This window comes from Allobosea sp. P1_B10 (assembly GCF_056406735.1).
The window spans coordinates 172,624-184,609 of the sequence record NZ_JBFTZP010000002.1; the positions used below are offsets into that span (position 1 = coordinate 172,624).

Sequence of the window (11,986 nt, forward strand, 5' to 3'; positions counted from 1 at the left end):
ACAGCCCAGCAGAAGAGAAATGGACACTCCGTCCAAAATTGGGATGTTGTGCATATTTGAGTCATTCAGGGCCGAACCCGGTGTTGGATGCTGGGCATTCACCGCGACGACACTGTTGCTTGCAGACCGCTCCAGACGACCTCTTGGACAATAGGTGGGGGGCGGAAGCAGAACCTCATTGCCGGCCCCTCCTACGCGCCGACGGGTTTCCCCTTTTCGCGCCATGCTCTAGGAAGGCCGATGCGCATGGATTGCGCTCCCGCCTTCCCAGATGGTGCGTTCAGCCCGTGACCAACCCGACCTTCGATATCCTCTGCATCGGCGAGCCGCTGGGCGAGTTCAATGCCACCCGTGGCGAAGCCGGCGCCTTCCAGTTCGGCCATGGCGGCGACACGTCGAATTGCGCCATCGCCGCTGCCCGCCAGGGTGCCAGGACAGCCTATGTCGGTGCGCTCGGTGACGACATGGCTGGGCGCTCGATCCGCGAGCTCTGGACGCGCGAGGGCGTCGACGACAGCCATGTGACCACGCATCCAAGCGCCGCGACCGGGCTTTATTTCGTCGATCACGGCCCCAGCGGCCATGTCTTCTCCTATCTGCGGGCGGGCTCGGCCGCGAGCCTGATGAGCCCGCGCGACCTGCCCCGCGAGGCGATCGCCTCGGCGCGCATCGTGCAGGCCTCGGGCATCAGCCAGGCGATCTCGGCCAGCGCGGCCGACGCCGTCTTCGAGGCCTTTGCCATCGCTCGCGAGGCGGGGGCGATGACCGCCTACGACACCAATCTGCGGCTCAAGCTGTGGCCGCTGACCCGGGCGCGCGCGATCATCCATGCCGCCTGCGAAATGGCCGACATCGTACTGCCGGGCTATGACGACGCGACCCAGCTCACGGGCCTGACCGACGCCGACGCCATCGCGGATTTCTACCTGCGTCTCGGCGCCAGGATCGTGGCGTTGACGCTCGGCCATGAGGGGTCGCTGGTGGCGACGCCGGAGCGGCGCGAACGGCTGGTGCCGATCAAGGTCGATGCCATCGACGCGACCGGCGCAGGCGATTGCTATGACGGCGCGTTCCTGTCGGAATACCTGCGGACCGGCGATGCCTTTGCCGCCGGCGCCTACGCGAACGTCGCCGCCGCGCTCTCGACGCAAGGGTTCAGCGCCGTGGCGCCCCTGCCACGCCGCGCCGAGGTCGAGGCCCGGCTGGTCCTGGAAGCACAGAAGGCAAATTGATGAGCGTCAAGATCCTGACCGAGGCGGGCAAGCTGCTCGCCCGCTACGATGTTGTCATCAGCGATGTCTGGGGCGTGGTGCATGACGGGGTGTGGGCGCTGGAGCCCGCCTGCGCGGCGCTGACGCGCTATCGTGAGGCGGGCGGCGCCGTGGTGCTGCTGTCGAACGCGCCGGGGCCATCCGAACAGGTCGCGCGCGTGATCGAGAAGAAGCGCGTTCCGCATTCGGCCTGGGACGCGCTTGTGACGTCGGGCGACGTCACCAAGGCGCTGATCGCCGAGAGCCATCATCGCAAGGTCTTCCACATTGGCTGGAAGGAAGACCGGTCGGTCTTCGACGGCACCGATATCGAGCTGGTCGGCGAGGATGAGGCCGATCTCGTGGTTGCCACCGAACTCAACGACTATCGCACCGAGACGCCGGAGCAGTATCGCCCGCTGCTGGAGCGCTTCGCGGCGCGGGGCGTGCCCTTCATCTGCGGCAATCCCGATCTGGTGGTGCATGTGGGCGAGGATCTTCTGCCCTGCGCCGGTGCGCTTGCCACGATCTACGAGCAGCTCGGCGGAGCGGTTGCCTGGGCCGGGAAACCCTATCGTCCAGCCTATGATCTCGCTCTCGAGGCGGCACGCAAGGCCCGTGGCGGCCATCCGGTCGACCCTGCCCGGGTTCTGGTGATCGGCGACGCCGTGCGCACCGATCTCGCCGGGGCGCGGCTGATGGGCTTCGACAGCCTGTTCATCGCCGGCGGCATCCATCGTGACGAGACGATGCGTGATGGCGAACTCGATCGCGCGGGGCTGGATGCCGTGCTGGCGGGGCTGCCGATCCTGCCCGTCGCGGCGATGGGAGCGCTGGTGTAACGGAGCGCAGCCTCTAAAATCCGCTCCAATTGCCGGGCGCTATCGTTACATTTCCAGTCTACTCTTCCTGCAAGGCCACGAATCATGGGCCGGCGGGGAGCGACGATCGTGAAAATTGTGAAGCCGTTGGTGCGGACCGCGTCGTCCGCGCTTTCGCCTGGGCGCAGGCTGCCTCTTGCCCTGCTGGCGGGTGTCCTGGCGGGGCCCGTCATGACGCCGGCGCGTGCCGATGCGCCGGATCGGGCGACAATCGATCGTCTCATTCCGCAACTGGAGCAGCAGGTCGAGGCCGGGATGAAGGCCTTTTCCGTGCCCGGCGTCGCGCTCGGTATCGTGTTCGACGACAAGCTGGTCTTCGCGAAGGGTTTTGGCACGCGGCGTACGGGAGACAGCGCGACCGTCACGCCGGAGACGATCTTCCAGATCGGCTCGACGACGAAGGCGTTCTTCGCGACGACGCTGGCCCAGGCGGTCGATGGTGGCCTGCTGAAATGGTCTGATCCGGTGATCGATCATAGGCCGGATTTCCAGATGGCCGACCCCTGGATCACGCGGGATGTCCGCGTGCTGGATCTGGCGGCGCAACGCAGCGGGCTGACGCCTTACGTCAATGATGGCCTGACCTTCCTCGGATACGACAAGCAGACGATGATCAAATCGATGCGGGTCGCGCCACAGATCGGACTGTACCGCTCCGATTTCCGCTACCTCAACATCCCGCATATTGTCGGCGGCGAGATCGTCGCGGCGGTCCGTGGCGAGGCGAGCTGGTTCGACGCCGCCCGCAAGAGCCTGCTCGAACCGCTCGGCATGACGCGGACCTCTGCGACACCCGAGGCGATCCTGGCTTCGGACAACCACGCGACCGGCCATCGCCTCGACGCCCGTCCGGTGCCGATCCCGTTCCATGCCTCGTTCCCCTATGCGATGGGGCCCGCCGGCGCGATGAACTCCAACGTCCCCGACATGGCGCAGTGGCTGCGCTTGCAGCTGGGGCGCGGGGAGATCGACGGCAAGGTTCTGGTGTCGGAGGAAAACCTCGACGCTACCTGGACCCCGCGCGTCTCGATGGGCGAGCGCCTCGGCTATGCCCTGGGCTGGGTCGTGACGTCGACGCCGCGCGGGCGGGCGATCTGGCATAATGGCGGCACGTCGGGCTTCGGCGCCCATGCCGGTTTCCTGCCCGATGCGCGGACCGGGATCGTGATCCTCACCAATATCGACAGCCCGGCGATGGCCGATTCCGTCGCGCACTGGTTCTACGACCGCGTGCTCGGCAACCCGGCCGTCGACAATGTCGGGCTCGCGGCGGCTGCGGCGACCAGCCAGAGGGAGCGCCAGCGCGCCCAGGCCGCCGAGTTCATCACAGGTCCCATGCCGGCCATCGCCGGGTCCTATGCCGGCCAGTACCACTCGCCGATCATGGGGACGGCGAGCGTCTCGCTGGCGGACGGCGTGCTGCAGGTCGTGCTCGAGAAGACCGATGCCCGCTTCCTGCTCGACGCCAATCGCGACGACTCCAGCCTGTTCTCCGCAAGGCTTGCCGCCGACGGCGCCTTTGCGCCGATCGTCGAGATCAACGGCCCGGTCCCTTTCTCGACCATCCGCTTCGAGCGCGAGGCAACGGGCGCCGTCTCCGGTTTCCGATTTATCGACCCGACGCTGCCTCACGCCTTCGCCCGCCAGGCGGCGCCATGATGAGCGACCATCCAGGCACAACAGGAGCCCATGCGATGACACTTCGGACTGGAGCGGCGATGGCGCTGGCCGTCGGCATCACGCTCGCTACCGGCTTGGCTGCGTCTGCGGGAGCCATGCCGGCGGGTGCCGTCATGGCTCCGCTCGACAGGGCCGGCGACGCGCCCCTGCATCAGGCGCGCTCGATCTTCCAGAAGATGTTCGACACGCTGGCCGACGACACCTATGTGCACGACGATCACTACGACTGGCAGGCCTATCGCGATACGACGTCCCGCAAGGAGAGGGTCAAGGACTTCTATCGCATGCAGACGGAGATGCAGCGGGATGCGATGCGTGGCCAGATCCAGGCGCAGAAGAAGATGATCAAGGCGCAGCGCGGCTGGTAGGATCGCGGGCCGCCGTCACGCGGCGCCCGATATCCTGCCAGAGGCCCTCATAGGGCCTGAAGACGAAGCGGACGATCGACCGCCCGGGCGGGACCTACACTGCCCGGAACAGCACATTGGCCCGCAGCAGGTCTGCCGGTTTTCCGTCGATCTCGACCTGCCACCAATGGTGCCAGACGTCGTTGAGCACGACATAGCCGCCCTGCGGCGCGTCGACCGCGAGCCTGACCTCGGTCGTGCCGTAGCGCTCGATGCGGACCTCGCCGGGCTGGCTCGGGCCGATCGGCAACTCCGGCGGATCGCGGTCGAGCAGCACCGTCTGGCGCGGGTCGAAGCCCTGCGGCCATTGACCGCTCGACAGGATGGCGTCGAAATCAACCTTGCGCGCCTGGGGCACGAGCAGCACGCGGGGAAGGGCGCGCGGGTTCTCGTAGACATACGCATCCCTGGTCCGGGCGATCTGGACGAGGTCGCCGGGCGCGAGGGTCTTGTCGATCTGCTCCGCGGGCACGCCGGTGGCGATGAAGCGCAGGCCGAGCATGTCGGCGAGCAGCGAGCGATAGCCCGGCATGAGCGGCGAGAATTTGCGCTGGTCGGGCAGGGCGACATGGTCCTCGGCGCCGGTCGCCTTGCTGTAGAGGCCCAGGCGCAGCGGGTTGTAGCCGAGCGTGTTGTCGAGTTCGTGGACAAGGCTGGCATTGGGCCAGTGGAAGTCGATGCCGGCAAGCTCGATGCGGTCGCGACGGTCCGGTGCGGCAGTGCGAGCCGTCTCGCGCTTGAGCAGGGCGATGGTCTCGTTGCGGCTGTCGGGGCGCAGGACGTCATAGGTCGAGGCTGGCAAGGCCGTGGATTCGCTGGGGCCATTATTGACCGAGAGGTCGACGGTCAGCGTCAGCGCGAGCACGACCGCGGCGGCAAGGCCCGAGCCGCGCAGGCTCAGGCCGCGCGCCGCCACGAGCGCGCCGATCGTCAGCGTGGTGCAAAGCAAAGTCGTGACCAGCGGGACGATCGCGACGGGCAGCCTGCCGACAGTCCAAGCGAGCCAGAGCGCCAACGCCAGCGCGCCGGTGAAGATCGCGACCTCGAGCGCCCATTGCCAGCGGCGGGCGCGCGGCGCGGCATCGGTCATGACGAGATGGGTGAGGTAGCCGCCGAGCAGCGCCAGCAGCGCGCCCAGAATGAAGAGCGCATCGGCCGGCCTGCGATAGAAGTCGATGCCGGGCAGTTTGAACAGGAGGCTGAAGCCCGGGGTATAACGCCCGAGCGCAAACACCATCACGAGCAGCGCCGCCACGCTGACCGCTACGATCTCGCGCCGCAGCAGCGCGCCGCGCACGATCCCGACCGTGATGATCAGCCCCATCGGCAGCAGGCCGAGATAGAGCTGGCTCATATTGCGGGCGAGAAAGAGATCTACGGGGCCGAAGCGCGCCTCCCAGGCCGGGCTCGGCGCGCCCCAGAAGTTGTCCAGCGGGCCCGCGGCGCCATACAGGTTCGCAAACAGGCCGGTGAGCAGTGCAGCGGGGTGCAGCGAGCCCTTGCCGGCGCCGATCAGGTCGATTGCGGGGCGGTTGGATTCCTCGGCGAGCATCGCGGTCAGCAGGATCGGCACCGTCGCGACCAGAAGGCCGCCGATGACGCCAGCCAGCAAAGGCAGCACGCTGGAGCGCAGCGCGCGCCAGGGTCGGTTCGCCATGGCGATGGCCGCTGCAACGAGGCCCGTCAGGACATAGACGCCCAGAAGCGCGACCTGGTCGCGACCCAGCACCATGAAGCCGGCCATGACGCCGGCGGCGAAGCCGTAGAGCAGCGAGCCGCGCTCCAGCGCACGCGCGATCAGGACCAGCGTGATGACGAAATAGCCCAGGCTGAGCACCTGGCCGACATGCTGGATGCGCCATGCTGCGGCGGCGCCAAAGGCGAAGGCCAGGGCTGCGACGACGGCGCCTGCCGGGTGCCAGTCGCGGTCGCGGAACAGCAGGACGATCGCAAGCGCGCCGGCCAAAAGCGTGCCGAGCACCGCGCCGTCGCTCCAACGGAAATCAGGCGAGGGGTTGAGCGTCGCAATCAGGGCGAAGGACGGCGAGAAGATCAGCGATTGCGGATCGGCCACCTGCGGCGAGCCGGAGAAGACATAAGGCGTCCAGAAGGGAGATAGACCCTTGTGCAGGCTGGCGGCGAGGAACTGGAGCTGTGGGTAGAAATGCGCCTTGGCATCCCAGGGGATCGTCACCGCGCCCGAGAGCCAAGGCCAGGACAGGCCGAACCAGCACAGGAATACGATGCAGAACACGCTGGCCAGCGGCCAGCGTGGGGTCGATATCCCGGATTGCTGCGACGGGGGATGCGACATCAGGCTGCCGTGCCCGAGGTCATCATGCCGGTCAATCCTTCAGCGGGTTTCAATCCTTGGGCGCGGCGCGCGCCATCAGCGCATCCATGTCGATGACATGGCCGGCGCGGTCGCGCTTGGAGGTGAGGTAGCGGACATTGTGGACATTGGGGCGGCCGAGGACGCGCTGGGTCGCCGCGACCTCGAGTCCGGCAGCCTCGATGGCGCCGACCTTGAGCGGGTTGTTGGTCAGAGCCGTAACGCGGCTCACGCCAAGCTGCTTCAGCATCGTCGCCGCGAAATCGAAATGGCGCTGGTCGAGATCGAAGCCCAGGACCTCGTCGGCGTCATAGGTGTCCCAGCCCTGGCTCTGGAGCTTGTAGGCGCGCATCTTGTTGGAGATGCCGTTTCCGCGGCCCTCCTGGTCGAGATAGAGCAGGATGCCGCCGTCATTCTCGGCCATCCACTGCACGGTCTCGCGCAATTGGTCGCCGCAGTCGCATTTCAGCGAGCCGAACAGGTCACCGGTCAGGCAGGCGGAATGCAGCCGCACAGGCACGGCCGAGGTCAGGTCCGGCGAGCCGACGATGATGGCGACCTGGTCGCGAAGGCCCTCGCCGCCGCGGAACACCACGAACTCGGTTTCAGGCGCGCCTTCAAGCGGCACCGGCGCACGCCCGACGATGGTCAGCGAGGCGGCCTGGGCGGCGCGATAGGCATTGATAGCCGCAATCGAGACCTCGATCAGCGGCTCGCCGGCGACAATCTCTGCCGTGACGGGAACGAGGACGGCTGCGGGCAGGACAAGCGCCAGGCGCGCGAGTTCCAGCGCCGCGTTGTCGAGCGCGGCGGCGGGAGCGATCGGCGCATCCATCTTGCCGTCCGTCTTGAGCGCAAGCGTCTCGACCCGGCCCATGTCGAGCGTCGGCATCGCAAAGATGCCGGTCTCGGTGCGGGCCCTGGCTCCGAGACGACGCAGACGCGGCGCGGTCAGCACGAGATGGGCGAGGCCCTTTGCAAGCTCGTCCAGACGCTGCACCAGCGCGGTTTCGGCGAGTTCTGCTGCCAGCGCCAGCGCGAGGGCGTCGCCGTCGCGCAGGAGCACCGGGCGGCCGGCCCTGAATTCGGAGATCGCGCGATCGACCGCAACCAAGTCAGTTTCCTGAGGTCGTCCGAACAGCGTACGCGACTTGAGCATGAGATGTCCGTCAGATTGTGCCGGCTAGAGTGGCAGAAGGAGTGTAACGTCTACGCCCGCGGTGCCCAGATGGATCACGCCGCTTGCTGCTGCCGTCAAACGTCCCGACAGCCCGGGAGTTCCTGAGCTCGCCCCACCATCCGCAATTTGCCGGGATCGTATAGGGTCGGAGCCTTGAACGCGAGATGAATGCAGTCACATCAGGTATTCGCGAGAGGAGGGTGCGCTTATGGTCGATGATGACGCCGCTGCGACAGCTCTCGATCCACCGGCACGATATAGTGCGGCCGCCCGACATTTCCATTGGCTGACCGCAGGAGCGGTTCTCGTGATGGTGCCCCTCGGTCTTGCCATGACCTATCGCGGCAACACGCTGGACATCTGGGACGACGTCACCGACGCGCTATACAGCACGCACAAGCTGATCGGATTCCTGCTGCTGTGGCTCGTCGCAGGCCGGTTGATCTACCGCCTATTGCACGGCGCCCCGCCAGATGAACCCAGCCTGCCGCGCTGGCAGCGGGTGGCGTCGCATCTCGTGCACTGGCTGCTCTACGGGCTCCTGCTGGTCGTGCCGATGCTCGGCTGGATCGGCGTCTCGCTCTATCCATCGCTGTCGGTGTTCAAGCTGTTCGACCTGCCGGCCCTGACATCGCCCAACGAGGACATGGCGAATGCCGTGCTGCGCGTCCACCGCAACCTTGCCATCGTCACCGCGGTATTGGCGACGGGCCATGTCGCGATGGCGCTGTATCATCACTTCATCCGCCGGGACGGGGTGTTGCGGCGGATGCTGTCCAGATAGCGCCTGCCCGCCAAGCGGTTTTCTCGTGAGGACCAGGCGGGAACGGTGTCCCCGCGCTCAGACCGGCCGGGCCCAGAGGTCGTTGTGGCCGACGAAGCCCGTGGCCGCGCTTGCCCGCGCTGCAAGCCAATCCTGCACGGTCGTGCCGTCGACATGGCCAGTCTCGCTGACTGCGTTCGCAATCCCCTGGAGCAGGGCCTGCGCGAGATCGTGACGCTCGGCGCCGATCTGCCAGGCGCTGTCGGCGGTCGAGACGGCAAAGCCGCTCTTCCGGAAGGCCTCGGCCATCAGTTCGATCGCGTCCGCCCCTGCTGCGGGGCCAAACCCCTTGTCGGTCTTCTGGTGATGGGCGAAAGCCGCCAGCATCCGGGGATCGGCCTCGTGAGGCGGATGCCATTTCTCGCGGCCGTCATAGGTCAGCACGGTGTAGAGCGGCAGGCGCTGGCTCGCCAGCGCGGCCACGAAGCGCTCGATCCAGCGCTTCGAGGTGAGGTCGAACAGCGCGGCTGCGGTAACGAGATCGGGCTGCCAGCCAAGCACCCATTCCAGGTCCTTGTTCAGGTCCGCCTGGCGGAAATCGATGGTGATCGCCTTCCCGTCCTTGGCGATGACGAGTTCCTCGCCCTGCTCGCGAGCCTCGTCGGCCCAGACACGCAGCGTCTCGCGCGCCGTGTCGAGCAGGCGCTGGTCGAAATCCACCAGGGTCCAGTGCTGCCGGCCGGGCAAGGCGGCAAAGCTGCCGCGCAGGTTTGAGCCGGCGCCGCAGCCGAGGTCGATGATGGTCAGCGAGGCTTTCGCCGCGAAATACGATCCGACTGCCGCCAGCACCTGGGGATTGCGGGCCGCGTGGTCGGCCGGCTCGCGCAGGGCCAGCCAATCGGGGGAAAAACCGCCCATCATACTACCTTCCGGCATAGTTCAGACACGATCGCTGCAGTCTCGCGCCAGCGCGGCAGCGTGTCGGCGGCAGTCCAGGCCGCATCCGCCATGCGCCGGCGGGCAGCGCGATCATCAATCAGCTTAGCCAGCGCCTTGGCAAGCGAAGAGGTGTCTCCGGGCGGCACTTTGAGCGCGGCCGCGTCGGGCGCGGTCTCTGCCGCGGCGCCGCCCGTGGTGCAGATGATCGGCAGCCCACGGGCGAGCGCCTCGGTCAGGACCATGCCGTAACCCTCGAACAGAGAGGGCATCACGAACAGGTCGGCGGCGTCATAGGCCTGCGCCAGCCCGCGTTCGTCGACCGCTCCGGCCAGGGTGATGCGGTCCTGCACACCGGTGGCCGTAATCTGCGCACGGAGCGCGCGCGTCGTCTCGGGAGAACGGTCCTGCGCTCCGATGATCGTCAGGTGCCAGTCGCTCCGCCGCAGGCCGGCCAACGCGGCGACGAGCACATCGTATCCCTTGCGCGGTACGAGCGAGCCAACGGCGAGCAGGCTCGTCAGGGCGTCATCGCGACCTCCCTTGGCCCGTGAGGCAGCGTCGACGCCGGGGACCGCGACCGTGACCTTGTTTTCGGGAACGGCGAAGTCCGCGACCAGCAGGCGCGCGGTCGTCGGGCTCGTCACCACGACCGCGCTGGCGTGGTGCAGGGCCGCGGTCTCGCTAGCCTCGAGGATGGCGGCCCGGTCGGGCGCGGTTCCGGTCTCGCAGGCGAGGGGGTGGTGGACCAGCGCGACGACGCGTCCCGCCAACTGCTCAGCGAGATCCTGCGGAAAGGCCCCATAAGCGAGCCCGTCGATCAACAGGACGTCGGCATTGGCCTGCGCGAGCAGCAGCTCTCGCGTCCGGGCGAGTTCGGCCTTGCCGGGGTTTGGAAAGCCCCCGGGCAGGGCGAGGTGGCGCGCTGTCACGCCTGCTTTGCGCCATTCCGCCAGCAGCCGGCGGTCATATCCGTAGCCGCCGGTGGGCAGGTCGATGTCGCCTGGGATGGCGAAGACGATCCCGCTCACGCGAGCGAGCCCTCATAGCTGGCGCGGGCAAGGTCCGTCTCGTGCAGGGTCACCCTGATCCTGGCCAGCCCCGCGCCATCCTCGCCGAGCGCTCCGGCTCTCGCGGCGGCGGCCATCGCGTCGAAGATGTGCTTGCAGAGGAATTCCGTGGTGGTGAGCACCCCGGTAAACTGCGGCAGGGTGTCGAGGTTCTGGTAGTTCAGCGGCTTCAGCGTGCTGTTCAGGACCGAAAGCGCCGCCCCGATATCGACCACGACATTCTGCCGCGTCAGGCTATCGCGGAAGAAGGCGACGTCGACCACGAAGGTGGCGCCGTGCATGTTCTGCGCCGGTCCGAAGAAGGGATCGGGCAGTGAATGGCCGATCATGATGCGGTCGCGGACTTCGACGGAATACATGCGGGGCTCCTGCTGGGGGACGGCGAAGGGGGATGCGCTCAGGCTTCGGCGAGAGCGCGCAGTCTTAAGGTCATGGCTGCGACCCATAGCCAATCACGGCGGTCAGGCCAGCCGCACCGGGCGCAAACAGGTTCGGCAGCCGGGCAGGCGCGTCGGCGAATGGAATGTCCTGCGTGATCAGCGCGTCGAGGCGGTCGTCGGCCAGCAGCGCCATGGCCGCGCGACTGCGGCGCGCGAAGTCGAAGCGCGGGCGGCGCGACGGCGCGATCTGGCCAACCTGCGAGGATATCAGTTGCAGGCGCCTGGCATGGAACGCGCCCCCCAGCGGGGCGTGGACCGTGCCCTCGCCATACCAGCTCAACTCAACGATCCGGGCCTCGAAGCCCGCCACATCGATCGCTGTCGCCAGCCCCTCGCCGCAGGCGCTGGCATGGAAGACGAGGTCGGCGTCGCGCGGCGCATCGGAGGGCAGGGCGAAGGCGAATCCGAGGGCCTTAGCGAGAATTGCCCGGCTGGCGTCGATATCGACGAGCGTCACCTCTGCACCCGGCAGCCTTGCCGCCAGCCACGCGACGAGCAGGCCCAGCACGCCGCCGCCGACGACCACGATCCTGTCGGCGGGGCCGGAGCCTGCGTCCCAATGGGCGTTCAGCGCGGTTTCCATATTGGCCGCCAGCACGGCGCGCCGCGCCGGTATTGCGTCCGGGACTATCGTCAGGCGATCGGCCGGCGCGACAAACCAGTCCTGATGCGGATGCAGGCAGAACACGCTCTTTCCGAGCATTTCGGCAGGGCCCGCCTCGACGCGGCCGACGGCGCAGTAGCCGTATTTGACCGGGAACGGGAAGGCGCCCTCCTGGAAGGGCGCGCACATGCGCTCATGCTCGGAGGCCGGAACGCGGCCGTCGAAGACGAGGCGCTCGGTGCCGCGGCTGATCGCGCTCCAGAGCGTGCGGACCAGGCAGTCTCGTGGCCCGAGCGCGGGCAGGGCGACCTCGTTCAGGGCGCATTCACCCTGGCGGACATACCAGAGCGCCTTCGCCTGCATGCTTGCGTTGGCAACTGTTGCCGGCTTTAGCTCCTGCGCCATCGCACGCCGATCCCCGTTCCTGAGCGAGCTTCTCGCAG

General features: G+C 67.6%; 11 protein-coding genes. 5 read left to right on the forward strand and 6 right to left on the reverse strand.

All coding sequences use genetic code 11. From position 1 onward, the window contains the following. Nucleotides 1-287: 287 nt before the first annotated feature. From AC1D2L_RS05475 to AC1D2L_RS05490, 4 genes are all read left to right on the forward strand, one after another. Nucleotides 288-1,232, forward strand: coding sequence for a sugar kinase (locus AC1D2L_RS05475; protein ID WP_476844823.1), 945 nt, complete (start codon nucleotides 288-290; stop codon nucleotides 1,230-1,232). Beyond that, the gene (locus AC1D2L_RS05480) at nucleotides 1,232-2,092 is read left to right on the forward strand and encodes a TIGR01459 family HAD-type hydrolase (RefSeq protein ID WP_476844824.1); all 861 of its coding nucleotides are present in this window, start codon (nucleotides 1,232-1,234) and stop codon (nucleotides 2,090-2,092) included. The genes AC1D2L_RS05475 and AC1D2L_RS05480 overlap by 1 nt, the downstream gene beginning before the upstream one ends. A 108-nt stretch (nucleotides 2,093-2,200) precedes the next feature. Further along, entirely contained in the window at nucleotides 2,201-3,790 is a 1,590-nt protein-coding gene (locus tag AC1D2L_RS05485; protein WP_476844825.1) for a serine hydrolase domain-containing protein, read from the forward strand. A gap of 35 nt (nucleotides 3,791-3,825) precedes the next feature. Further along, nucleotides 3,826-4,179, forward strand: a complete 354-nt coding sequence (locus AC1D2L_RS05490) for a hypothetical protein (protein WP_476844826.1) — start codon at nucleotides 3,826-3,828, stop codon at nucleotides 4,177-4,179. A gap of 94 nt (nucleotides 4,180-4,273) precedes the next feature. Here the strand turns inward: AC1D2L_RS05490 and AC1D2L_RS05495 are convergent, their stop codons facing one another. Both AC1D2L_RS05495 and ribA read right to left on the reverse strand, forming a co-directional pair. Continuing rightward, nucleotides 4,274-6,532 (reverse strand): glycosyltransferase family protein, encoded by a 2,259-nt coding sequence (locus tag AC1D2L_RS05495; RefSeq protein WP_476844827.1) that lies wholly within the window; start codon nucleotides 6,530-6,532, stop codon nucleotides 4,274-4,276. A gap of 49 nt (nucleotides 6,533-6,581) precedes the next feature. Continuing rightward, nucleotides 6,582-7,664 carry a GTP cyclohydrolase II RibA gene (gene ribA / locus AC1D2L_RS05500; RefSeq protein WP_476844828.1) on the reverse strand — a complete coding sequence of 361 codons (1,083 nt, stop codon included), beginning with the start codon at nucleotides 7,662-7,664 and terminating at the stop codon, nucleotides 6,582-6,584. A 274-nt stretch (nucleotides 7,665-7,938) separates the two neighbouring features. Between ribA and AC1D2L_RS05505 the strand changes: the two genes are divergently transcribed. Then, nucleotides 7,939-8,514: a cytochrome b gene (locus AC1D2L_RS05505; RefSeq protein ID WP_476844829.1), complete on the forward strand. Its 576-nt coding sequence runs from the start codon at nucleotides 7,939-7,941 to the stop codon at nucleotides 8,512-8,514. A 57-nt stretch (nucleotides 8,515-8,571) separates the two neighbouring features. Here the strand turns inward: AC1D2L_RS05505 and AC1D2L_RS05510 are convergent, their stop codons facing one another. The 4 genes from AC1D2L_RS05510 to AC1D2L_RS05525 all read right to left on the reverse strand — a co-directional run bounded on the left by AC1D2L_RS05510 (nucleotide 8,572) and on the right by AC1D2L_RS05525 (nucleotide 11,948). Further along, complete coding sequence (locus AC1D2L_RS05510) at nucleotides 8,572-9,411, reverse strand: SAM-dependent methyltransferase (protein WP_476844830.1); 840 nt, start codon at nucleotides 9,409-9,411, stop codon at nucleotides 8,572-8,574. Next, nucleotides 9,411-10,460, reverse strand: a complete 1,050-nt coding sequence (locus tag AC1D2L_RS05515) for a glycosyltransferase family 4 protein (RefSeq protein WP_476844831.1) — start codon at nucleotides 10,458-10,460, stop codon at nucleotides 9,411-9,413. The genes AC1D2L_RS05510 and AC1D2L_RS05515 overlap by 1 nt, the downstream gene beginning before the upstream one ends. Next, entirely contained in the window at nucleotides 10,457-10,858 is a 402-nt protein-coding gene (locus AC1D2L_RS05520) for a 6-pyruvoyl trahydropterin synthase family protein (protein ID WP_476844832.1), read from the reverse strand. The genes AC1D2L_RS05515 and AC1D2L_RS05520 overlap by 4 nt, the downstream gene beginning before the upstream one ends. 70 nt (nucleotides 10,859-10,928) lie before the next feature. After that, the gene (locus AC1D2L_RS05525; RefSeq protein ID WP_476844833.1) at nucleotides 10,929-11,948 is read right to left on the reverse strand and encodes a zinc-dependent alcohol dehydrogenase; all 1,020 of its coding nucleotides are present in this window, start codon (nucleotides 11,946-11,948) and stop codon (nucleotides 10,929-10,931) included. Nucleotides 11,949-11,986 lie beyond the last annotated feature (38 nt).